We start from the raw sequence: 24,144 nt of genomic DNA, 5'->3' as shown, positions 1-24,144 counted from the left end.
TTTTTTAAAAAATACGATGAATGAATAACTTTCATGAGCTTTTACAAAAACAAATAGATACACACTTAACAGCAGATTGTATAAAAAATCATTCCATGACAGCTTTTTTTCAAGCTATTAATGAAAGCTATACAAATTTTGAAAAAGATAAAAAAATAATTCATACTACCTTTAATGAAATAAGATATGAATATGAATTAGCCAATCAAAAATTAAAAATGGAGCTTCATAAAAAGAAAGAATCTATAAAAAATCTAGACAAAAGTCTCGTAGAATTAGACTCGACCTATGAGGAAATAAAAAACAAAGGAGAACAGGAGGATATTCATTTAATTTCTACTTATATAAAAGATAAAATATCAAAAGGAAAAAAAATAAAAAAGAATTATTCACGCAATATTGAATTGTTAAAAACATTATTAACCAATTTGCAATCTGCAATTTTGGTAGAAAATGAAAATCAAAGACCCATGTTTACCAACCAATTATACTGTAATACATTTTTACTTTTTTATCAACCCGAAAAAATTGTCAGCAGTGGATTGCATAATTTATCAGAAATATCTGGCGATCTATTCAAAAATCCAGAATTATTTAAAAATAGAATAAAAAAAATCAAACAAAATAGAGTTATAGTTACCAATGAACTTCTAGAAACTGTTGACAATCGCTTTTTAGAAAGAGATTACATCCCCATTTTTATTAATTCTATACACAAAGGGCATCTTTGGAAATATAATGATGTAACGCAAAGGATAAAAACACAATCCCTTTTGGAACAAAGTGAAATTAGAAGTAACCTAATCATGAACTCCTCCTTAAATGGTATCATAAATGTTAATAGTTTTGGAGAAATTATTTTTTGGAATAATCAAGCTGAAATTATTTTTGGCTGGAAAAAAGAAGAAGTTTTGGGTAAAAGTTTATCCTGTAATATTTTTTCTAATCAAAATCATGTTGACTTACATACAAGTGCAATTGACAAGTATTTAAAAACTGGAGATGTTTCTGCATTAAACAAACAAATTGAATTATCTGTTTTAAATAAATCTGGAAATGAATTTCCGATAGAAATCGCCATAATCCCAATAAAACAAGGAGACGAAATATTTTTTTGCTCCTTTATTCAAGATATTTCCGAAAGAAAAAAATCAGAATTAAGCCTAAAACATCAAGAAGAAAAATACCGAAACATTATAGCTAACGTAAATTTGGGATTAATAGAAATTGACAATAACGACTCCATTCAATACGTTAATCAAACTTTTGTATTAATGTCAGGCTATCAAATAAACGAGCTAATAGGCAAAAAGACAACCGAAATTTTTGATTACGGGAACAACTTTGATGACATGAAATCAAGAATTGATGCAAAAGATCAAACTGTATCAGAGCTTTTTCAGTATCAGATTTCCAATAAAAGAGGCGAATTAAGATGGTGGGCAATAAGCCGTGCCCCAAATTATGATGACAACGGAAAATTAGTTGGTTCGATAGAAACTCATTTAGACATAACCAAACAAAAACAACTCGAGATTGACCTAGAAAATGAGAAAACAAAAGCCGAAAATGCCTCGATTGCTAAAGAAGCTTTCTTGGCCAACATGAGCCATGAAATACGTACACCTCTTAATGCAATAGTTGGTTTTTTGAGAGAATTAGAAAAACAAGACTTAACAGAACTCCAACAAAAACACATCCAAAATAGTACCATAGCCTCCAAACATTTATCGGCTATCATTAATAATATTTTAGATATTTCTAAAATTGAAGCAGGAGAAATGCATCTCGAAGATAATGATTTTACTATTGAAAACTCAATAAAAAAAATCATAACCGTCCTAGAACCAAAAGCAAAACAAAAAGGAATAAGCTTAACAACTACCATTTCAAATAAAATTCATAAAGTATTAATAGGAGACAGTTTGCGATTAGAGCAAATACTATTTAACCTTGTAGGAAACTCATTAAAATTCACTCAAAAAGGACAAATTGCTATTAACTGCGAACTCATCTCTGATGATGATACGTCACAAGAATTACGTATTTCTGTTTCGGATACAGGGATAGGAATGGATGATTTTTTTATAGATTCGATGTTTAGAAAGTTTTCTCAGGAAGACAAAGGTATAACCAGAAAGTTTGGAGGAACTGGTTTGGGAATGGCCATAACCAAAGAACTAGTGATCCTTATGGAAGGAAAAATTGAAGTAGAAAGCAAAAAGAATAAAGGCACAACAATACACATCAATTTCAGATTTAAAAAAGGAAACACACATAATTTAAATTTAGAAACAGAAAGAAAATCAATTAAAATAGACAATGTATCTATCTTATTGGTAGAAGATAATGAAATGAATAGAATGGTTGCTCAAAATTCCTTATCCTACTTTAATTGCAAGGTTACAGAAGCCGAAAATGGATTGGTAGCTTTAGAACTATTAAAAAAAGAAAAATTTGACATCATCCTCATGGACATTCAAATGCCCGAATTAGACGGAATTGAAACCACAAAAATCATAAGAAAAGAACTAAACCTAAGTGTACCAATTATTGCTCTGACAGCAAATGCCTTTAAGACCGAAATAAACAAATGCAAAAAAGCTGGAATGAATGATTATATTACCAAACCGTTTGAAGAAATAATCTTGATAGAAACAATTGCAAAACATACCCTTGGCAAAAAAATTGTAGCCGATAATCTAAATAGTTCCTCTACAGAACTACTATACAATTTAAATGCATTACAAGAAATGAGCAAAGGAGATCAAAATTTTGTAGTAAAGATGATTACCATTTTTACAAATCAAATAACTGATACTTTAGCGACGATTGATACTGCTCTTCTTGAAAATGATTTTAATGAATTGGCACGATTAATACACAAAATTAAGCCTAGTATCGAAAACTTAGCTATTGAATCTATTATTTCCGATGTTAAATATCTGGAAAAAGCCGTGAAATTCAACCGTAAAGATATAAGTCAGATCCTAATTGTTTATCATAAGGTAAAGGAAACTTTAGACAAAGTAGTGACCCAATTACTAGAAAATGAACTCAATACATAATTTCATTACTATTCAGCTAGTTTTCAGTCACAGTTTTCAGTCCAAAAAGGGTATTAATTTCTAAAATGATTCACTTTTTTATTAATAATGTTAAGAAATTGAATTACAATGTTTACAGCTAACTCTGAAAAATTGCGACAGAAAACTGCGACCTGAATATAGTACTAAAAATCAAGTCTTATCAATTTTAAAACTACTAAACCCTCCCGTAATTCTTGATTTAATTCAGCATAATTTTCCAAAATCTGGAACATAAGCAAAACACAAAAACCACTAACACACTGTAAGTTGTTTTTTAAAACACAAAAAACGCCCTTACTGGACAGCCTCATTTAAAAAAATAAACATTTATATTTTTTTATTATTATTTCGATCCTTATTTTAGCAAAAAATTATTTTATAAGATTATTTTTGTAAAAACTAAAAACAAAAGCGTTTCTTAGTTTTTCGGTACTTCTCCCTCCTCCTTAATTTGTTAAATCAAAAAAAATAAGTAAAAACTTAAATATCACTAAAAGTGGGTATTGTATTCTACTATTAAATGAGTTAAGTTTGTAAAAAATAAATTATATAGTTTATCATTAAAACAATACTTAACCTACAAGCCTATGAGTAATTTTGCACAGCAAGTCCATTTAGATATTAGCGGTTTCGCTCATAATGTCGTTTATTATGATTTGAAGTTAGAACAAAAGATGGCAGACCACCATCATTTTTCGTTTGTGTGGCAATACACCGCCTCACCTATTATAGAACCTAGCGCACAAGCCCAAGCCATAAGTGATTATCATGGTAATGAGGTAATCTTTACTTTCACAGGTCTTGATGGAAACAAGCTAATGGCTAAAGGTGTTATCAACACGTTAAAATCGGTTGATTTGCACGGCTGTCCAGCGGGATTACATGTTACAGGAATAAGTCACACGATTTTTCTTGATGATATGAAACGTTCCCGAACTTTTATGGAACAAGATCTCGAAACCATTGTTAAGAAAGTACTTGCCGAAGGCCCAACGGATTTTTTTAACCGTGATGCCATCATTCCCACCTACGACCCCAACCTAGACTATATGCCGCAATTCAACGAAACCAATTTTAAATTCCTAAAACGACTTGCCAAGCGTTACGGGCAATGGTTTTACTCGGATGGTATGCGCATGCAATTTGGACAGCTAAAACCCAGTAAAATAAAACTAATAAACGGTGGGTCATTGCATCATTTTAAGATAGAAACCTCGATATTTTCGCACAAAGAATCATTGGGTGGTTATGACTATAATAGTGCATCCCAGATCAAGAATTCATCATTAAAAACCACCACAGGCAGTGGCGATAGGTTTGCAACAATAGTAGGCTACAGGCAAGGCGCAGTAAGACAACCCGACCTAGAAGTAGGAGCCTATACCGCACAAGCCCCCGATTCTAGCACCCTTGCCGAAATGGTCAAACTGCAAGCCAACGGCAAAGATGCCAAGAGTGTTATTTACAGCGGTTTGTCCTATCTTCCGCTTGGAATTGGACAAAAATTCACCATAGAAAACAAAACCGTAGAACACAATTTGGTCGTTATAGAAGTAACGCATAACTCCGAAGTTCACGGGAATTACAGTTGCAATTTTAGAGCCATTCCTTCGGATGTTGGCGCGCCACATTACACCAATGTACACGCCTACGCCAAAGCTAAATCTCAATCTGCCAAAGTAATAGACAACAACGACCCCGAAGGTATGGGGCGTGTAAAAGTAGAATTTCACTGGGCTGGCGGAAACATGAAGAGTGACTGGATGCGAAAGCTCCAATCCTACGCTGGGGAGGGAAGAGGAATGTATTGGACTCCAGAAATAGGAGACGAAGTCGTGGTAGATTTTGTAGGTGGAAGCGCCGAGAGACCGTATGTAATAGGATCGCATTATAATGGTAAGGAAAAAAGCGGTTATGCAACCGCAGGAAACGATTTTAAAGTCATAAAAAACCGTTCGGGACAATATTTGGAATTCGAAGAACTAAAAAATATAACTCTTGCCGACAAAAAAGGAAATAAAATCCATATCGATAGCGATGGTAGTAATCTTAATCTTATTGCACTAGAGACAATTAATATAAAATGCAAGAATTTTAAAATAGAGGTAAGCGAGGATATGGAAACTAATGTGGGGCAAAGTGCTACTACAAAAACAGGCAAGGATATGAGTTTTGTAGCAGAGACAGATATACTAATTAGTGCTACTGGAAATTATTCTTCAAATGCCAATGAAAGACATGAAATGACAACTGGTGAATACAGTAGAGAAGCAAAAGAGATAGACCAATATGCAGATCAAATTAACCTCTCGTCTACCAAGGATAATATTATACTAAATGCATCCAAAGAGGTGAAATTGAATAGTGGCGAAAAATCTAATTTGTTTTAAACCTATGGCAATTACAATAACCGCAAAAAAAATTACAATCACTACAAAAACTAATGATGTAATTATGGCAGGAAAAATCAAGGAAAGTGCCGAAGATATTCATTTTGAAGCAACAAACGGAAATATAAATTTGAACAGTCAAAAAAAAATCATAGCAAATGGGAGTTAGTTTTGGAGATTATGTACCTAAAGTTAGGAAAAAAAGAGAAGAAAATACAAGCGAAACAGTAGTGTCGCTTACTGCCAAATGCATCGTGCATTTTAGACCCAAAAGCAATTGGAAAGGCGAGTTTGGTTTTGACTGGTTTAGAGATGGAGATACCGATAGAGACGATAGGAAAAACTATAATAATTGGGTAGGAAAGTATTACAATAATCCATTAACAGAACCTACGACTGCTATAAATAGAAGCGAAAATCTATGGTATATAACAAATGGTGAGGGAGTAAACAAAGAATATTTTAAGACAGACCCTCAAATAGATACTGCCAATAATACGTTAGAAAATCTCAAGGAAAGTTATGGAATCTATAGCTATTCTTTAGAAGAGAATGCACAAAAAAAATATTATGCTCCAATTATAGCCTTGTTTGCCGAAGATCAACAGGTTCTTGACTACAAGAGTGAGGTTGAGTTAAAACTATATTTGGAGTACAAAGACAACGACCACAAACCCGACCGATTGGAGTTTATGATGGATAATAAAATAGCTGATGCAAGCCATCCGCTAATAACCATTGACAAGGCAGTTATACAAAAAAGTGACATTGGCAGAGCAACAACCATTAAATTAAAATGCAAAACCGCAACCAATTTTAACACAGACAAAAAAATAGAAGTCTTTGCCATAACGGTAAACCCCGACAAAACCGAAACCAAAGAAAGCGCAGGCATACTCAAAATGTTTGCGCCTGGCAAAAAACAGACCTTGAATTTGGTTATTGTAAAAGTAATAACACCTGAAGGCGAAGGAAGCGTCAAGCCCTTGATCCAACTTCAACGCAATTTAAGACAGGCGCTTATTGTATTGAATATTGTAAAAGAAATAGCTCCAAAAAAGTCGATTGAAATTGACGTAAGTGCTAGTACTCTTGATTTCAACACTAAATTTAGTGTTGTTGATGATAATATTACAAAAACAAATTTTGACGAAACAATAGAGGGGGCAAACAATACCATAGACTTGATGGATTTTTTAGACCGTCATTTGGAGCTTGCCTACCCCAATGCCTATACCAACCATTACAAATTGTACTTTCTTAAAAATTATTGCGACAAAAAAACCAATGCAAATGGGGAACTTATAGGCTGTACAGCGGGCTATTCTATCAATAACACTTCGCACGCCATTATGTTTCAAGGACATAGTGAAGAGACTATTGGTCATGAATGTTTGCATGGGTTAGGATTACCACACAGTTTTAATAGCAAAGCCAAGTTTACTTATAAGGCTATGCAGACAGACAATGTAATGGATTATTCACACAGGGTACAAGACCCTGTTGAAACCCAAAAAGATGCCGATGGAAATATTATTAATAGAACCCCCATAGATCGATTTACGCTATGGCAATGGCAATGGCAAATTGTTAACGATAGAGTGAAAAATGCTTTTCAACAGTAAATCATTTAGGGTATGAAAAAAATAATTTTATTCGCAAGTTTACTGTTACTGAATAGTTGCAAAACAGGACTTATTACAAACCAAGAAAAAAAAGGAGACTATATGTTTGAAAAATTTGATTTTAATAAATTAGAAAATGAATACAAAGGGTTTGAGGATGCTGAAAATCTTGGTCTTTACAATTTAAAAGACGGGAGTATAGTACTTCCATCATATCCTAATTGGTACATACTCCCTCCTAAACCTGCGTTTTATACCATATATAAATCGTATTACAAAAGCAATGATGGTATCAAAGCAAAAGGTAAATATTTTGGCAAATGCGACCCCGGCTCTACCATTATGAAAATAGGTATTTGGACTTATTTTGACGAGCAAGGCAAGGTGATAAGAGAAGAAGACGAAGACAAAAAATTTGGTGCTTTTGGCTACAACGAACTATTAACGTTTTTAGACCAAGAAAAAGTAATTAACCTTAGGACAGGGAAAAACAGAGAAAACTTTAGTGCGTTTATTAACGATACAGAATTAAAAGGAAGAAAAATATGGCATGTAAAAGTCTATACCGATAAAACAAGATATAAAGGCGTACGATATCTCCTTGATTTTAATACTGGTGCACTCTTAATGAAGTTTAGTATAAAAGGCTGGGAAAATGGAAATGGTACTGACTATAAGTTTACTAAAATAATAGATAATACCATAATCTACAAAACAGAAAACGGCATTGACTATACCGAACCAGAATGGAAAGAACACCAAAAAAAGAAAGAAGAAGGAATCTATTACTATAATAATGATGATGATAATAAACCAAACAATACTAACTATTCATTATGGATAGTAGTGCTTATTGTAGTATTTGTAGTTATTTTTGGAGGTTTCATTTACTTAACCAATCACTCTCGTAGTTTGCTACAACCATAAACTAGGTTGCTCAAAGTTCCTGCTCCATGAATCCTTACATGGGTTAGGATTGCCACACAGTTTTTATAGCAAAGCCAAGTTTACTTACAAAGCCATGCAGACGGACAATGTTATGGATTATTCACACAGGATACAAGACCCTGTTGAAACCCAAAAAGATGCCGATGGAAATATTATAACCAGAACCCCTATAGATCGATTTACGATATGGCAATGGCAGTGGCAAATTGTTAACGATAGGGTGAAAAATGATTTTCAACAATAAATATTTGGGGCATGAAAAAAATAATTTTATTCGCAAGTTTACTATTGCTATACAGTTGCAAAACTGGACTTATTACTAACCAAGAAAAAAAAGGAGACTATATGTTTGAAAAATTTGATTTTGCAAGTAGAGATAATAACTACAAAGAATACAAAAAAGGTAATTCAGAGCATTCATTTTTTCTAAAAGATGGAAGCGAATTTTTAACAGTTGTTTATAAAGAGGGTTGCGAAATGTGGATACTTCCCCCAAAACCTGCTTTTTACACAGTAAATAAAGTGTATTATAGAGGGGGTATTATCAAAGAAAAAGGCAAATATTTTGGCAAATTTGACCTAGGTTCTACCCCTATAAAAATAGGTGTTTGGACATATTTTGACGAGCAAGGCAAGGTGATAAGAGAAGAAGACGAGGACAAAAAGTTTGGTAATTTTGGTTACAACGAACTATTAACGTTTTTGGATCAAGAAAAAGTAATTAACCTTCGGACAGGCAAAAACAGAGAAAACTTTAGTGCGTTTATTAATTATACAGAATTAAAAGGAAGAAAAATATGGCATGTAAAAGTCTATACTGATAAAACATGGTATAAAGGTGTACGATATCTCCTTGATTTTAATACTGGTGCTCTCTTAATGAAATATAGCATAATTGGCTGGGAAAATGGGAATGGTACTGACTATAAGTTTACCAAATTAATAGACAATACCGCAATCTACAAAACAGAAAATGGCATTGACTATACCGAACCAGAATGGAAAGAACACCAAAAAAACAAAGAAGAAGGAATCTATTACTATAATAATGACGATAACAATAATAATCCAAACAATACTAACTATTCATTATTGATAGTACTACTTATTTTAGTATTTGCTGTTATTTTAGGAGGTTTCATTTACATAATGAGCAACTCCCGTAGTTTGCTACAACCATAAACCACTACAAATTGTATTTTCTTAAAAATTATTGCGACAAAAAAACCAATGCAAATGGGGAACTGATAGGCTGTACAGCGGGCTATTCTATCAAAAACACGTCGCACGCCATTATGTTTCAAGGACATAGTGATGAGACTATTGGTCACGAATGTTTGCATGGGTTAGGATTGCCACACAGTTTTTATAGCAAAGCCAAATTTACTTTCAAAGCCATGCAGACGGACAATGTAATGGATTATTCACACAGGATACAAGACCCTGTTGAAACCAGAAAAGATGCCGATGGAAATATTATAACCAGAACCCCTATAGATCGATTTACACTTTGGCAATGGCAGTGGCAAATTGTTAACGATAGAGTGAAAAATGCTTTTAATCAATAAATATTTGGGGCATGAAAAAAATAATTTTATTCGCAAGTTTACTGCTACTGAATAGTTGCAAAACAGGACTTATTACAAACCAAGAAAAAAAAGGAGACTATATGTTTGAAAAAATAGATTATAATAAATGGGAAAAAGATAATGCAGCGTTTAAAGATGTTGAAAGACCAAGTTTATACAATTTAAAAGATGGTAGTTTTGTATATCCTTCAAATACTGACTGGTACATACTCCCTCCAAAACCTGCCTTTTATACCATATATAAATTGTATTATGAAAGCAGCGGCATAATCAAAGAAAAAGGCAAATATTTTGGCAAATGCGACCCTGGCTCTACCATTATGAAGATAGGTATTTGGACATATTTTGACGAGCAAGGCAAGGTGATAAGAGAAGAAGACGAGGATAAAAAATTCGGAGCTTTTGGCTACAACGAACTATTAGCATTTTTGGATCAAGAAAAAGTAATTAACCTTAGGACGGGGAAAAACAGAGAAAACTTTAGTGCTTTTATTAACGATACAGAATTAAAAGGAAGAAAAATATGGCATGTAAAAGTCTATACCGATAAAACAAGATATAAAGGCGTACGATATCTCCTTGATTTTAATACTGGTGCGCTCTTAATGAAGTTTAGCATAATTGGCTGGGAAAACGGGAATGGTACTGACTATAAGTTTACTAAAATAATAGATAATACCATAATCTACAAAACAGAAAATGGCATTGACTACACTGAACCAGAATGGAAAGAACACCAAAAAAAGAAAGAAGAAGGAATCTATTACTATAATAATGATGATGATAATAAACCAAACAATACTAACTATTCATTATGGATAGTAGTGCTTATTGTAGTATTTGTAGTTATTTTTGGAGGTTTCATTTACTTAACCAATCACTCTCGTAGTTTGCTACAACCATAAACTAGGTTGCTCAAAGTTCCTGCTCCATGAATCCTTACATGGGTTAGGATTGCCACACAATTTTTATAGCAAAGCCAAGTTTACTTACAAAGCCATGCAGACGGACAATGTAATGGATTATTCGCATTGGGTAAAAGACCCTGTTGAAACCCAAAAAGATGCCGATGGAAATATTATAACCAGAACCCCTATAGATCGATTTACAATATGGCAATGGCAGTGGCAAATTGTTAACGATAGGGTGAAAAATGATTTTCAACAATAAATATTTGGGGCATGAAAAAAATAATTTTATTCGCAAGTTTACTATTGCTATACAGTTGCAAAACTGGACTTATTACAAACCAAGAAAAAAAAGGAGACTATATGTTTGAAAAAATGGATTATAATAAATGGGAAAAAGATAATGCAGCGTTTAAGGATGTTGAAAATCCAAGTTTATACAATTTAAAAGATGGTAGTTTTGTAGACCCTTCATATCCTGACTGGGGTATACTCCCACCAAAACCTGCCTTTTATACCATATACAAGTTGTATTACAAAAATAGTGGCATAATCAAAGAAAAAGGCAAATATTTTGGGGAGTGCGACCCTGGATCTACCATTATGAAAATAGGTATTTGGACATATTTTGACGAGCAAGGCAAGGTGATAAGAGAAGAAGACGAGGATAAAAAATTCGGAGCTTTTGGCTACAACGAAGTACTTGCTTTTTTAGACCATGAAGGACAGATTAATTTACGTAATGGAAAAAATAGAGAAAAATTGGAAATTTATTATGATTTTTCAAAAAACTCAAGCGAGAAATTGTGGAAGGTAGTTGTAGAAAAAGGAAAACCTTATTCAGTACCTAATTTAGACGGAATGGACGGTGAAAGAATGGAGCAGAAAGTCAAAACATATTATTTAGATGGGAATACTGGAGAAATTATAGCTAGAAAAGATTTGATTAAGTATAAGGAAATAATTCCTGGCTTCGAGTGGACATATCCTGATTTGAAATAGTTTTAAGCTATATTTAACTCCCGATAACGCGGATTTGCAATCCGTGACCATACAGTACATCGACAAAGTGAGAAAGGAATAAAAAAATAAATTGGGTTTGATAATTGGAATGGGCGCGGGTTTTTCTTTTTGACATTCTATATAAATTAAAAAAATTATGGTTAAAACAACCTCAGAAATAACAATTATAGACAACGATGTAACCTTAATGCTCCATAATAAAAAAAATAGAGCATTATACACTTGTAATAAAGAGCAAAACAGAATAAGTTTCAGCGATTCAAACGGGAATAAAACATTCAATTACTCCGTTACTGCTAGAGTTAATTTCAAGGTATTTGAATTGTCTCAAATAGGGGAAACTATAAATTTTAAGGATGGTAAAATAATTGCTTATTTATCTACCAAGGACGTAGAAGAACTAGCGCAAAAAACATTCTATGAAGATGGACAAACCCGTATTTATGATTTTATGAACCATGAATTTACTATAGAATTATGAGTAAAATAAGCAGTAAATAATTTAAAAAAACAACCTTACAATAATTTACAACTTCCCCCGTTGCACAAAGTCTTCAGACTCTTTGTGTATTTTTTTAATGTTCTTAAAAGACATAAATCAAATAAAAGGTACTACCTTAAATACTTTATAAATAATAGTGTTTTACTTATAACACTTGAAACGCATACAGTACTAAAAACATTCACGGAAAGAGTCGGGAGATTCACTTTTACGACTTACAATAACTTTAAAAAAAAAACAAAAGTCATGAGACTTTATGGAGCGTGAAGGATAAACCCTGTTTTTCAAAATGTTATTTTGAAAAACAGGGTTTATCAATTTTAAAACTACTAAACCCTCCCGTAATTCTTGATTTAATTCAGGATAATTTTCCAAAATCTGGAACATAAGCAAAATACCAAAACCACTAACACACTGTAAATCAACAAATAAAAAAACTGGTTTGATTTTAGCATAAGAATTATCAAAATAATTATTATACTATGGAAGCTGAACCCCAATTCAAATTTTTTATTGTTGATGATGATATTTTTTGTGCCAATGTTTATGAACAATTTCTAAAAAACATTGGTCATTACGATATCACCTATTACAGTAACGGCAATGATTGCATTGACAATCTTGACCAAAACCCAGATATTATATTCTTAGACCATAATATGGATGGTATGAAAGGATTTGATGTTTTAAAGAAAATAAAACGATACAATCCAAACATCTATGTCGTCATGATTTCTGGTCAGGAAAACATAGAAACTGCCGTAGATGCGCTCAAATACGGAGCCTTTGACTACTTAATAAAAGATGGAACGGTAAGTACCAAAGTTACTAACGTCATTAATAAAATAGTCACAATCAAAGAAATGATGAGAGAATCTAATCCCACTATTGTACAAAGGATCCTTTCATTCTTCTAGTTTTAAACACAGTAGCTTTATGAGAATTATAATCAAAATTTTTCTAGTCTCAATACTTTTTACTTCGTGTAAAACGTACAATCTATTTGAAACAAAGGAACCCATAAAGGATACTACTACTTTTTCATACGATGCAAATTATCAATATAGAATTAGAAAAGATGATAAAATTTCCCTATCCGTTTGGGGCGAGGAAGGTCTAAGTGTAGGATCTGTTTATGGAATTTATGACTCGAACGAAGTATATGGCAAATGGCTGCTTGTAGATGCAAATGGGAACATAGAAATTCCTAAAATTGGGACTACAAACGTAGTTAACAAAACTGTTCCCGAGTTGAAAGAATATATAAAAAATCAGCTCAAAAAATGGATCATTAATCCAATTATAGATGTAAAAGTCCTTAACAAAGAAATTACAGTTCTAGGAGAGGTTAGAAATCCGAATGTAATTACAGTAGACAAAGACCATAATTCACTCATAGAAATGATTAGCAAAACAGGAGGTTTTGAATTTTATGCCAACTTGAGAGCTATAAAAATATTACGTCAAGAAGGAGAAAATGTACGGGTAACGAATATCGATTTGACAAATCCAGATGATATTCGCAATAGAAACATTCAGCTTTATCCTGGCGATGTTGTTATTGTTCCTTCTAAAAAGAATAAAGAGTTCGACAAAAGAATTTCGATTATCATCCCTTTTACCTCAACGATAACGGCTGCAGCAATTCTTATAGGATTGTTTTAATGAAAACTTAAGTAATGAACGAAAACATTAGATTACTCAGACCGCTTCTTAAAGGCATACCAATCATTCTTTTGGCAATGTTTATAGCCCTTTTATTAGCTGAAAAGTACTTAGAATATGTTACTCCTATGTATGAAAGTACTGCTAAACTAAAATTGGCCGATAATCAAGAAGGTGTTCCTAGCGCAAATACTGTTAAAAATTCAGGTGCTTTTACCTCAACAAATAAAATAGCAACAGAAATAGAAGTTTTAAAATCATCAAATTTATTAAAAAAAACACTTAAGGAATTACCATTTGATATCGAAATCTATAGAAAAGGTAAATTTAAATCCGTAGAGTTGTTCAATAACTCTCCAATTATTGTAAAAGCTTTATCAAAATCTGATAAAATATATGACAAACGATTTTTGATAAATGTTGTTTCTGAAACAGCATTCACACTTTATGATCCTGTTGCCAATCAAAAAATTGAAGGTTTTTTTAATAAACCAATCGCAACTAAAGGTGGTACTTTTTTAATTACACTCGATAGGCTTTTTATAAAGTCTAAAAAAGAAATAAAAATCATTGATACTTATGAGTTCGAATTTTTAAGCGATCAAAAATTGATGGATAAAGTCAATCAAAACCTCGATGTATCATCTGTAGATAGAGATGTTCCTATAGTACGCATCAATTTTAAAAGTAATGTTCCTGAAAAAACAGCCCTTTTTGTTAATAAATTAGCCGAAACGTACATCAAAGATTACATAGAGACCAAATTTCTGGATGCAAATGTCACAGTAAATTTTATTAAACAAGAAATAAATAAATCTCGCAATAAACTAAAAACATCCGAAAACAACCTCCAAAATTATAGAGATAAAAAAAATGTCATTAATATAAAACAAGAATCAGAAACTGATTTAAGAAGAATTGCGCAGCTAAAAATTCAGCAAACCAATGTTCGAATGAGCTTGAACGCTATAAAAAAATTAAATAGATACATTGACTCTGGCAAAAAAAACTTCTTTGATCTCGCCCCAAATTTTGAGGCCTATACAGATTTACTATCTACTGAATTAGTAAAGAGCATGAAAAATTTACAGGCCGAAAAAAAAGATTTATTACTTGTCTATACTCCCGAAAATGAAAAAGTAAAAGTGATTGATGCCAAACTAAAAGATCTTATTGATTACCAAATCGAGAGTGTTAAGAATAGTGAACGAGATTTACAAATAAAATACGATGCCCTTTCACGAGACATTTATCAGCTAGAAAGTGTTTTTGTGGGTTTTCCTGAAAAAGAAAAAAATCTGGAAATTTTAAATCGTGAATTCAATCTTTACGAAAATGCGTATAACATTTTGAACCAAAAACGAATTGAAGCCGAAATTGCAAAATCAGCGCGAATCATTTTTCATAAAATAATTACACCAGGTGAAGTACCCAAAAAACCTTTTTTCCCAATACGTTCTGTTATAATTATTGTCTCTATTTTGCTAGGAATGTTTGGTTCGGTATTTATTATTTATCTCGTACATTTTACAAAAGCTAAAGTTAACGACACTTATACTATAGAAAAAAATGGCTCCATCCCTATTGCTCTTACAACACCTTACATAAGATCACAAGAAGAAATAAGAATCAATTTCCTCAAAGATGTTGTACAACTAGAACTAAAAGGAATCATACAAAACAAAAGTATTCTTGCCATTAGTTCTTATGATGATTCATACGATCATTTGTTTCACACTGAGAATTTTGCAAGAGCATTACATGAACAAGGCCGAAAAATTCTAATCATAGATGCCACTGGGGGATTGAAGTACATCTCAGAAGGAATTGATTATGCTGATTATTCGGATTTAAAATATTTGAGTTATACCAAAACGGCATTCGAAAATGAATTTAAAGAAAAAACAAAAGAATATGATTTGTGTATTATAAACAACCAATCGATCAAAGAAGATCGATTGGCCTTACTGTTTATGAGCTTGGCAACACAAAACTTATTTGTTTTAGACAGCAGAAGAACTGCTAAAAAAACAATTGTTACTATGGAATTACTAAAAGAGGAATACCAATTACAATCATTATGGTTCATTCTCAATAAAGCAAATTATCATCCCAGTATTATGGTAGAGCTAAAAAAACGTTGGACTAATTATAAAAAAAACACATTGTACCTATGAAATCGCCATGATTGCAAATCACAAGCTGGAATGAAGAATGGCGATACCATATGAACGATGAAAAACAAATAGTATCTACTTATGAATTACATAAAAAAAATATTCTTTTCACAACCTGCTTTGGTGCTACTAGACCAAGCCATATATAGCGGAACTAACTTTTTGCTTATGTTATTTTTAGCTCAAAAACTAGATTTAAAAAGTTTTGGTTTGTTCTCTACATTGATGCTTTTTGTGTATTTAACCATGAGTATTACCACGGCACTTGTTATACAGCCGTTTCAGGTATCCTATCTCAAGGTGCAACAAAAAAAACAATATTTTGTTTTTCTATGTCTGGTCATACTATTTTTAATCGCACTTTTTATACTAATTGTCAAACTATTATTCCTTTGCTTGCCTATATTATCCATTTACAGTGCGTACGGAAACACTATTGCTTTTTTTATATTTGGATTATTGATACAGGATTTTTTTAGAAAATTTTTCTTGGGACTGGCGCAAGTTACAAATGCTCTTATTATCGATAGTCTTTTTACCCTTTTAATAATTATACTATTTTATGTTTTGCGAGACGGGATTCAATTGTCTAATACGCTTTGGATAATCAGCATTGCCAATCTAGCTTCATCCTTGCCCGGTTTCATTTTTATCATTAAAAATTTTGAAACTCCGCGATCTTGGAAACTTTTTCGAGACAATCATATTCTACAAGGCAAATGGCTGGTTTATATCGCTTTCTTACAATGGGGGTCTAGCAATTTCTTTGTACTAGTGTCTGGTCTTTACTTGGGTATCGAAGCTCTTGGTGCTTTGCGATTGGTGCAATCTGTTTTTGGAGTTCTGAGTGTTGCTTTAATTTCTATTGAAAATTATTTATTGCCCAAAGTGATTTATTTCCATCATCAATCTCTTGCCAAAGCAAAAAAATACTTAATCGATATTTCATTAATAGGATTGGTCATTTTTGGCTCCATATTGACATTTGTTTTTATATTTTCTGATGAGATTATTATCCTTGCTGGAGGCTTCAAATATCAAAAATATGGCTATGTCGTAAAGATTATGACCATTCTATACCTTTTTATTTTTCTAAATTATCCTATCCGAATTGCCATAAAAACACTCGTTTTAAATAAAGTGTTTTTTTATGGATATGTAATTTCCTTTGCATTATCAGTAGTTACTTTTCATTTTTTTCTCAATTACTTTGGCTTATACGGTGCTGTTGCGGGACTTGCTATAAATCAATTAGTCATGACCTTTTATTGGCAAAATCAACTCAAAAAAAATCAATTTCAATTATGGATATAATACACCTTGTTTTAGGAAAAGCCAATCCCGAAAGGATGAATGGCGTTAATAAAGTGGTACATCAACTCGCTACTAAACAAGTAGAAGCTGGGCTAAAAGTATCGGTGTGGGGAATTGCCATAAACGAAGAAAAAAACTATGAAAATCGCAATTTCGACACCCAACTATTTTTGCAACAACGCAATCCGTTTCAGGTCTCTAAGCAATTAAAAATGGCATTGATCCATCAAAATGAGCAAGCCATATTTCATCTTCACGGAGGCTGGATTCCTGTTTTTTCGACTATATCAAAAATACTATCTCAACATAAAATCCCATTTGTATTTACGCCACATGGTGCATACAATACTATTGCAATGAAAAGAAGTTATTGGGCAAAAAAAATATATTTTCATTTGTTTGAAAAAAGATTGCTACTAAAAACAATAAAAATACATTGCATCGGAAAAAGCGAAATGATTGGATTGTCAAACTTATTTTCTATTCCAAAATCAATATTATTGCCTTATGGATATGAAAATAACAAAGTGATACTTACCACAAAATCCTTGAACAAAAATATCGTCTTCGGGTTTATAGGACGATTGGATATTTACACCAAAGGGCTAGATACGCTAATTGAAGCTTTTGAAATTTTGCTTGACAAAACGCCAAATGCTCAACTCTGGATTATTGGGGACAGCAACGAAAAATACAATCTAGAACAAAAAATTAAAGCAAAAAATCTAGAACAAAGCATACTCCTTTTCGGGAGCAAATTCGGCACAGAAAAAGACATTCTATTATCTAAAATGGATGTTTTTGTTCATCCTTCTCGCAACGAGGGGTTACCCCTTTCTGTTATCGAGGCGGCTAGTTTTGGAAAACCCTGTGTGGTAACAGACACAACCAATATTGGCGATCTAATCACAGAATATCAAGCGGGAAAAACAATTTATACACAAAACAGTCAAGAATTAGAAGTGGCAATGTCTGCATTAAGTTCTATTTGGAACAATCCTGTAGCGTTTTCTAAGCTGCAACAAAACGCCATAACCATGATTCAGGAAAACTACAATTGGAAAAGAATCATTCAGCAATTTAATCAAGAATTATACAGCAGCTAATGAAACCCAATCTGACAAACCTACACGCTCCCTTCTTAAAAAGAACAAATACCTATTTGTTTATCATTCTATTATTAATGATTGCTTGCTTTTTTACATGGAGTGATAATGTTATAATAACTAGAGGGATAAAAGTGGTGGGTAGAATGGGTGTTATGTTGTCATCAATTGCACTTTATTATAGCATTATTCGCTACGGTGCGATTCATACTATGGGGTACAAAAATATATTTTCGCCATTGCTTTACTTACTTTATCTCGCATTGGGATTTATCTCTTTCCTGTGGAGTACCAATCCTGGTTATAGTGCTTTACAATGGTTTATGACTTTTCAAAGTTTGGTATTTGCTTATTTTTTTATCAAAAGCATCAAAGTATTAGATTATTATTTTGAGGGACATTCGATTCGATTGTATCATTTGCTAGGCAATGCTGTTTTTGTAATTATAATGGTTTTTATTATTGGTATGTTTATCGATCCAACAACCTTTTTTAGATTTACCAATGGTGGCGAAGAGGCGCGGTTAGGCGGAACAATCATGAATCCGAATGAATTAGGAATGCTTGCAGGAGTTGGAGTATCCTGTTTACTATTTGATTTGTATCAAAAAGAAAACAAAACAGGAACAGTTATAAAAATACTACTGCTTTTTTGGGCGTTGTACATGACTGGATCACGATCTTCCTTGATTGGTGCGTTACTAATTGTCTTTTTTCATATCAAACAAACCAAAGGAAAAATGCTAAAAGTAGTTTTCATTACTGCGGTATTATTAATAGCTCCCATTGCAATAAACAAAATGATTCTAAAGGATGGGGACAGTTCTCGACTAGAGGAAGTAATGAGTTTAACGGGTAGATTACCATTCTGGAAAGCCCTTATTACAGAGGGATTGCCAAGAGAACCGCTACTAGGTTTTGGTTATATGAGAATTGATTACAAAGACTATTTTCAAGGAACTCATACTTACCCAGGAAACATGACTCATAATACTTTTATACAGGTGTTAATGAACTTAGGATTTATAGGATTTACAATTGCTATCTTTCAGTTAATCTATACTTTACGAGCCTTTCTATCCGAGAACAAAGAGACTCGATTAATGCTTATTGGAATTATGATTCCCGTTTTGATTAATTCTTTTACAGAATTTGGGATTTTTGGCGATAGTAATTATGGTATTTTATTTTATCAAATGATTATTTTTTCGATTTCTTTTAAAAACAACCCACATCTCACCAACATTCAGAAACTACAATTAAAAAAAAGAAGACCAGAATTAGTCTTCGAAGATCTTTCCATAAAATAATTAATTTCCAAAATATGGAATTTTAATTTCTTTTATCGTTGCTTACCTCCACTAAAATAAGGACTTTTTTATTTGGCATACTTTTCCTTATATCTAAAGCCTAAAACTTTGCACGATGGAAATGATTTTAAAAAAATTTGGATATTCATCCACTTTAGGAAAAGACAGTCAAAGCACAGCAAAACTAGAATTACTTTCTATAAACAATCCAGACCAAACCATGAGATGGGTCTGGAATGCCAGTTGCAAAAAACCGCTCTTTTTAAAGTTCTATAATATAAGTAGTATTAGAGCCAGACTATTTGCCATGACAATACAAACTGTATTTCTCTTACGATTACAAAAAATCATATTTCATAAGAAACTCTTTTTGTTTACTAAGGAGGACAATCCAATTTTTGATTGCACAAAAGACTGGGCTCTCTTTATGGGAACTATTGGGCTAAATAGTAAAGCTGTTCTATATGCCAATACTAATTTTTACAAAATAGCCGCTACTGAAAGCGCTCGAAAAATGATTACGACAGAGCGCACTTTTTTAGAAAAATTACAATTAAAAGAAACCGATTTTATTATCCCGAAAGCATCATTTATAAGCAAATATATAGTACAGCTTACTGACATATCCGCTAATGGAAAAAGAACAAAAACTTTTACTCCAGCACATCTTACAGCGTTGGTAGAAATGAGCTTTATAGAAAAAAAAACAATCCTTGTGGATAAATGGACACTCTTCAATACCCTAAAAAGAAAGTTTGAGGGTAGTACAGATGAAAGAATTCCAAAAAATATTGTTCGGAAACTAAATACCTTAATTCAAAACTGCATTCCCAGTAAAGAAGTAGAAACCCATCTTTCCCATGGTGATTTTACACAATGGAATATGTATAAAACTAAAAACGAAATCGCAATATACGATTGGGAATTAGCCAGTTTTCAAAGACCAAAAGGGTATGACTATTTTCATTATATTATGCAACAAGGGATTCTCGTTGAACAAAAAAGTTGGAAACTTATCTATCAAGACATCCTAACTTTTAATGAAAATGAATTTGGAAATTCTTTGTTTGACCAGAATCTAAATGAATATCTAAAATGGTATTTGATCATAAATTGCATGCAAAACATACAAATCTATGCCAATCATCCTAAATGGTACAAACAAATTTATTGGACATTGCAAGTCTGGAACGAAGCATTGAATCTTTTTATAGCCGAACACTATAATCAAAGAGAAATGATAATTATGGATCTGTTTGACTTATTAGAAATTCAAGATTATGCAGCACTAAAATACCCTAAAGGATACCCCGAAGATTTAAGTATCGATTCAGACATTGACTTAGTTATTGATAAAAACAACAATAAAACAATAGTAAAGTATCTTAGAAACCACTCTTTGGTCTCCAGAATCACTGTTAATCAAAAATCATTTATGAATACCATTCAAGTTTTTACACTCGAAGGAGGTATTCTATCTATAGATTTAATATGGCAACTAAAAATTAAGAATTATGAAATATTGAGTGCAAAACAAATAATTGCAAATAATTATAAAAACAATTATGGTTCAAAAAATGCTTCTGAAATTGATACCGCACGATTTATAACCCTATTTTATACTCTTAATAAATCTAAAATTCCCGAAAAATATTTAGAGTGTAAAAAAGTCATAGAAAATTCTACCGAAGCAATTGATCTAATATTTCAAGACTACTTTAACAAAGGGAGCAGAGATACTAGAAATATCAAGGGTTTTGTGAAGCAAAAAAAAGAGAACAAAGGGTTTTCGTTTTTAAAAAACACTTTTAATTATTTCATAGATACTGTAAAGAACATTGCTCATAATGAAGGCTTCACTATTACTTTTAGTGGTGTAGATGGTGCAGGAAAATCTACTATCATAAACCTATTGGCCTACAAAATAGAAAAGCAACTTAGAAAACCCGTTGTTATTCTAAGACACAGACCTTCTATACTCCCCATTTTGAGTGTCTGGACAAAAGGCAAACAAAAAGCACATCAACAGGCAACAGATAGTTTACCAAGACAGGGAAAAAACACAAATGTAGTGTCTTCTTTTTTTAGGTTCTCCTATTATTATTTTGATTATCTGATAGGCCAGTTTTTTATTTATTTTAAATATATTCTAAGAGGTTATGTGGTTCTTTACGACAGATACTACTTTGATTTTATTAACGATAGCAAGCGAAGTAATATTGTTTTATCCAAAAAGATACCCTCTTTTGGGTACCAGTTTTTACTAAAACCGAAATTTAATTTTTTCCTATTTGCCGATGTTTCTGTAATTCTCAATAGAAAAAAAGAGCTTAGTAAAACAACTATAGAACAGCTAACAAACGACTATAAAAACCTATTTACAAAATTAAAGTCTAAAAGTCATTCAACTGTTTACGAATGCATCAACAATACAGATCTTGACGTCACTCTAAATCATATCGTAGCAACTATAATTCAGAATAAAAAATGAAACGCATCCTAGAGCAAATAATTCAATATCGAAATCCAAATTTCAAGTTTGATGAGACCTTGGGTTTAGCCCCCATTCTTGAGTTTGTATGGATGCAAGTTCGATGCTTGTTGAGAGGTTTAAAAGTGCTATTTTCTTTTCGAAAACCAAGAGGAATGATGCTTGGCAGAGGGGTTTCTTTTTTTTATATGTCTAAAATAAAATGGGGAAAATTTCTTCGATTGGGCGATTTTGTATTTGTCTCTGCCTTGAGCAAAAACGGAATTCAATTTGGCAATAATGTGAGTATAGGTGCTTTTAGCCGAATTATTGTTTCGACTACATTAAACGATTTGGGAGACAAAATAGTAATTGGAAACTCCGTAGGTATAGGCGAATATGCCTCACTTGGAGGATCAGGAGGCCTAGAAATTGGCGACGAATGCATCGTGGGCGGGTATTTAAGCTGTCATCCCGAAAATCACAATTATAGTGATTTGACTGTCTCAATTCGCCACCAAGGAGTGAATAGAAAAGGCATAAAAATAGGCAAAAACTGCTGGATTGGGAGTAAAGTAAGTATTCTGGACGGTGTCCAACTAGGCAATGGCTGCATCATTGCTGCTGGTGCAGTAGTGACAAAATCCTTTCCTGACAATAGTATAATAGGCGGCGTTCCAGCAAAACTTATAAAAACAAGAAGCAATGAGATCGACATTAACAACAAGTTTGCACTAGCAAACACAAATAATTAAAAGGCGACAACATAGATAACCATTAACAAATAAGCTTTTACCGAAATGAAAACTAAAACTATTTTGGCCAGTTGTTATGCCATAAATCCGTACAAAGGTTCCGAGAATGGAATGGGATGGAACTTTGTATATCAAATTGCGAGATACAACAAAGTGATTGCAATTACACGAGAAAACAATAAAAAGATGATCGATCAATATATGGATCAAAATCAAGATGTGGTTTACAATAACATTACTTTCCTGTATTTTGATTTACCGTATTGGATGCGTTTCTGGAAAAAAGGAGGTCGTGGTGCAATGCTCTATTATTATTTATGGCAAAAAAGTATTGTTCCCTTTATAAAAAAACAAGACTTACATTTTGACATTGCTCATAACGTAAATTTTCATAATGACTGGACTCCTAGCTCCTTATGGAAACTAAACAAACCAATGGTTTGGGGGCCAATAGGACATCATCCAGAAATTCCCGAGCATTATTTAAATCCCTACCCATTAAAGTATTTGGTGCAAGACCGAGTTACTTGGTTTATAAAGAATTGTTTCTGGGAGCTCTCCTTTTCTTTGCAAAAAACAAAAAGCAAGTCAGTTCATATATTAGGTATGAACTCTGGAGTAGCAACTGCTCTAAAAATTTGCACAGAACCCTTTTCGATACTCCCCTCTGTGGCTACCGAAGATAATTTTTCAGGGAACATTAGTATAAAACATGGGTTCAACATTATTAGTGTTGGTCGTTTTGTACCCTTGAAGGGATTTGACTTGACACTACTCTCCTACGCCAATTTTATTGACTCTTTGCCAATAGAAGATCGCATAAAATGCAAACTAACACTTGTAGGAACAGGCCCTGAAAAAGAATTTTATAAAATCATCATTGCTCGAAATCATATTGAACCTTATGTAGAAATTATAGAATGGATTGATAGAACCGAGTTGATGAAACGCTACGAACAGTCATCGGTTTTTTTGTTTCCTTCTCATGAGGGCGCAGGCATGGTGGTTGCAGAGGCATTATCATTTGGCTTACCTGTAATTTGCTTAAATAATGAAGGTCCTGGTGAGTTTATTAATTCTAAATGTGGTTTTGCGGTGACACAAGCAACCTACAATGAAACCATTTTAGAATTGAAAGAAGCCCTTACAACTCTCTATTTTGATAAAAATTTGCTACATAAAATGAGTCTCAATGCCCGAAAACACTACCTAGATAAATTTACATGGGATAGTAGAGGAGATTATTTAAAAACAATATATAATACCTTATGAG

Annotated in this window: 21 protein-coding genes; all 21 read left to right on the top strand. The window is 32.6% G+C overall.

From position 1 onward, the window contains the following. Positions 1–20 precede the first annotated feature (20 nt). A complete protein-coding gene (locus FNW52_RS09160) occupies positions 21–3,068 on the top strand; it encodes a PAS domain S-box protein (protein WP_143377160.1) in 3,048 nt (1,015 codons plus the stop codon). Positions 3,069–3,676: 608 nt separating this feature from the next. Then, positions 3,677–5,479: a type VI secretion system Vgr family protein gene (locus FNW52_RS09155; protein ID WP_143377159.1), complete on the top strand. Its 1,803-nt coding sequence runs from the start codon at positions 3,677–3,679 to the stop codon at positions 5,477–5,479. A gap of 4 nt (positions 5,480–5,483) precedes the next feature. Then, positions 5,484–5,648 (top strand): hypothetical protein, encoded by a 165-nt coding sequence (locus FNW52_RS20720; protein WP_185965945.1) that lies wholly within the window; start codon positions 5,484–5,486, stop codon positions 5,646–5,648. Further along, complete coding sequence (locus tag FNW52_RS09150) at positions 5,638–7,104, top strand: hypothetical protein (protein ID WP_143377158.1); 1,467 nt, start codon at positions 5,638–5,640, stop codon at positions 7,102–7,104. The genes FNW52_RS20720 and FNW52_RS09150 overlap by 11 nt, the downstream gene beginning before the upstream one ends. Before the next feature lie 12 nt (positions 7,105–7,116). Further along, positions 7,117–8,031 (top strand): hypothetical protein, encoded by a 915-nt coding sequence (locus tag FNW52_RS09145; protein ID WP_143377157.1) that lies wholly within the window; start codon positions 7,117–7,119, stop codon positions 8,029–8,031. 49 nt (positions 8,032–8,080) lie between these two features. Further along, positions 8,081–8,296, top strand: a complete 216-nt coding sequence (locus tag FNW52_RS09140) for a hypothetical protein (protein WP_143377156.1) — start codon at positions 8,081–8,083, stop codon at positions 8,294–8,296. A gap of 11 nt (positions 8,297–8,307) precedes the next feature. Further along, positions 8,308–9,234 carry a hypothetical protein gene (locus FNW52_RS09135; RefSeq protein WP_143377155.1) on the top strand — a complete coding sequence of 309 codons (927 nt, stop codon included), beginning with the start codon at positions 8,308–8,310 and terminating at the stop codon, positions 9,232–9,234. A gap of 11 nt (positions 9,235–9,245) precedes the next feature. After that, positions 9,246–9,620, top strand: a complete 375-nt coding sequence (locus FNW52_RS09130) for a hypothetical protein (protein WP_143377154.1) — start codon at positions 9,246–9,248, stop codon at positions 9,618–9,620. Between the two features lie 11 nt (positions 9,621–9,631). Continuing rightward, positions 9,632–10,546 carry a hypothetical protein gene (locus FNW52_RS09125; protein ID WP_143377153.1) on the top strand — a complete coding sequence of 305 codons (915 nt, stop codon included), beginning with the start codon at positions 9,632–9,634 and terminating at the stop codon, positions 10,544–10,546. A 49-nt stretch (positions 10,547–10,595) separates the two neighbouring features. After that, on the top strand, positions 10,596–10,811 hold the full coding sequence (locus tag FNW52_RS09120) for a hypothetical protein (protein ID WP_143377152.1): 216 nt from the start codon (positions 10,596–10,598) through the stop codon (positions 10,809–10,811). Positions 10,812–10,822: 11 nt separating this feature from the next. Beyond that, positions 10,823–11,551 (top strand): hypothetical protein, encoded by a 729-nt coding sequence (locus FNW52_RS09115; RefSeq protein ID WP_143377151.1) that lies wholly within the window; start codon positions 10,823–10,825, stop codon positions 11,549–11,551. A gap of 157 nt (positions 11,552–11,708) precedes the next feature. Continuing rightward, positions 11,709–12,053 (top strand): hypothetical protein, encoded by a 345-nt coding sequence (locus tag FNW52_RS09110; protein WP_143377150.1) that lies wholly within the window; start codon positions 11,709–11,711, stop codon positions 12,051–12,053. Positions 12,054–12,556: 503 nt separating this feature from the next. Continuing rightward, positions 12,557–12,991, top strand: coding sequence for a response regulator (locus FNW52_RS09105; RefSeq protein ID WP_143377149.1), 435 nt, complete (start codon positions 12,557–12,559; stop codon positions 12,989–12,991). Between the two features lie 19 nt (positions 12,992–13,010). Next, entirely contained in the window at positions 13,011–13,739 is a 729-nt protein-coding gene (locus tag FNW52_RS09100) for a polysaccharide biosynthesis/export family protein (protein WP_143377148.1), read from the top strand. Positions 13,740–13,753: 14 nt separating this feature from the next. After that, positions 13,754–15,916 (top strand): Wzz/FepE/Etk N-terminal domain-containing protein, encoded by a 2,163-nt coding sequence (locus FNW52_RS09095; protein WP_143377147.1) that lies wholly within the window; start codon positions 13,754–13,756, stop codon positions 15,914–15,916. A gap of 81 nt (positions 15,917–15,997) precedes the next feature. Further along, positions 15,998–17,230, top strand: coding sequence for a hypothetical protein (locus FNW52_RS09090; protein WP_143377146.1), 1,233 nt, complete (start codon positions 15,998–16,000; stop codon positions 17,228–17,230). Beyond that, positions 17,221–18,336 carry a glycosyltransferase gene (locus FNW52_RS09085; RefSeq protein ID WP_143377145.1) on the top strand — a complete coding sequence of 372 codons (1,116 nt, stop codon included), beginning with the start codon at positions 17,221–17,223 and terminating at the stop codon, positions 18,334–18,336. The genes FNW52_RS09090 and FNW52_RS09085 overlap by 10 nt, the downstream gene beginning before the upstream one ends. Continuing rightward, entirely contained in the window at positions 18,336–19,646 is a 1,311-nt protein-coding gene (locus FNW52_RS09080) for an O-antigen ligase (RefSeq protein ID WP_143377144.1), read from the top strand. The genes FNW52_RS09085 and FNW52_RS09080 overlap by 1 nt, the downstream gene beginning before the upstream one ends. 115 nt (positions 19,647–19,761) lie before the next feature. After that, complete coding sequence (locus tag FNW52_RS09075; protein ID WP_143377143.1) at positions 19,762–22,137, top strand: hypothetical protein; 2,376 nt, start codon at positions 19,762–19,764, stop codon at positions 22,135–22,137. Then, a complete protein-coding gene (locus tag FNW52_RS09070; protein ID WP_143377142.1) occupies positions 22,134–22,871 on the top strand; it encodes a DapH/DapD/GlmU-related protein in 738 nt (245 codons plus the stop codon). The genes FNW52_RS09075 and FNW52_RS09070 overlap by 4 nt, the downstream gene beginning before the upstream one ends. A gap of 45 nt (positions 22,872–22,916) precedes the next feature. Continuing rightward, positions 22,917–24,143 carry a glycosyltransferase family 4 protein gene (locus tag FNW52_RS09065; protein WP_143377141.1) on the top strand — a complete coding sequence of 409 codons (1,227 nt, stop codon included), beginning with the start codon at positions 22,917–22,919 and terminating at the stop codon, positions 24,141–24,143. Position 24,144 lies beyond the last annotated feature (1 nt).

The sequence above is a fragment of the Flavobacterium sp. ZT3R18 genome, assembly GCF_007097385.1.
Taxonomy (GTDB): domain Bacteria; phylum Bacteroidota; class Bacteroidia; order Flavobacteriales; family Flavobacteriaceae; genus Flavobacterium.
This window is presented reverse-complemented; position numbering and strand designations above follow the sequence as displayed.

What these genes read in the sequence shown, in the direction of transcription:
- FNW52_RS09085 (WP_143377145.1), top strand. Translation starts at nt 17,221, where the DNA reads ATGGATATAATACACCTTGTTTTAGGAAAAGCCAATCCCGAAAGGATG.
- FNW52_RS09110 (WP_143377150.1), top strand. Translation starts at nt 11,709, where the DNA reads ATGGTTAAAACAACCTCAGAAATAACAATTATAGACAACGATGTAACC.
- FNW52_RS09155 (WP_143377159.1), top strand. Translation starts at nt 3,677, where the DNA reads ATGAGTAATTTTGCACAGCAAGTCCATTTAGATATTAGCGGTTTCGCT.
- FNW52_RS09100 (WP_143377148.1), top strand. Translation starts at nt 13,011, where the DNA reads ATGAGAATTATAATCAAAATTTTTCTAGTCTCAATACTTTTTACTTCG.
- FNW52_RS20720 (WP_185965945.1), top strand. Translation starts at nt 5,484, where the DNA reads ATGGCAATTACAATAACCGCAAAAAAAATTACAATCACTACAAAAACT.
- FNW52_RS09150 (WP_143377158.1), top strand. Translation starts at nt 5,638, where the DNA reads ATGGGAGTTAGTTTTGGAGATTATGTACCTAAAGTTAGGAAAAAAAGA.
- FNW52_RS09105 (WP_143377149.1), top strand. Translation starts at nt 12,557, where the DNA reads ATGGAAGCTGAACCCCAATTCAAATTTTTTATTGTTGATGATGATATT.
- FNW52_RS09080 (WP_143377144.1), top strand. Translation starts at nt 18,336, where the DNA reads ATGAAACCCAATCTGACAAACCTACACGCTCCCTTCTTAAAAAGAACA.
- FNW52_RS09065 (WP_143377141.1), top strand. Translation starts at nt 22,917, where the DNA reads ATGAAAACTAAAACTATTTTGGCCAGTTGTTATGCCATAAATCCGTAC.
- FNW52_RS09095 (WP_143377147.1), top strand. Translation starts at nt 13,754, where the DNA reads ATGAACGAAAACATTAGATTACTCAGACCGCTTCTTAAAGGCATACCA.
- FNW52_RS09115 (WP_143377151.1), top strand. Translation starts at nt 10,823, where the DNA reads ATGAAAAAAATAATTTTATTCGCAAGTTTACTATTGCTATACAGTTGC.
- FNW52_RS09125 (WP_143377153.1), top strand. Translation starts at nt 9,632, where the DNA reads ATGAAAAAAATAATTTTATTCGCAAGTTTACTGCTACTGAATAGTTGC.
- FNW52_RS09145 (WP_143377157.1), top strand. Translation starts at nt 7,117, where the DNA reads ATGAAAAAAATAATTTTATTCGCAAGTTTACTGTTACTGAATAGTTGC.
- FNW52_RS09070 (WP_143377142.1), top strand. Translation starts at nt 22,134, where the DNA reads ATGAAACGCATCCTAGAGCAAATAATTCAATATCGAAATCCAAATTTC.
- FNW52_RS09160 (WP_143377160.1), top strand. Translation starts at nt 21, where the DNA reads ATGAATAACTTTCATGAGCTTTTACAAAAACAAATAGATACACACTTA.
- FNW52_RS09090 (WP_143377146.1), top strand. Translation starts at nt 15,998, where the DNA reads ATGAATTACATAAAAAAAATATTCTTTTCACAACCTGCTTTGGTGCTA.
- FNW52_RS09075 (WP_143377143.1), top strand. Translation starts at nt 19,762, where the DNA reads ATGGAAATGATTTTAAAAAAATTTGGATATTCATCCACTTTAGGAAAA.
- FNW52_RS09135 (WP_143377155.1), top strand. Translation starts at nt 8,308, where the DNA reads ATGAAAAAAATAATTTTATTCGCAAGTTTACTATTGCTATACAGTTGC.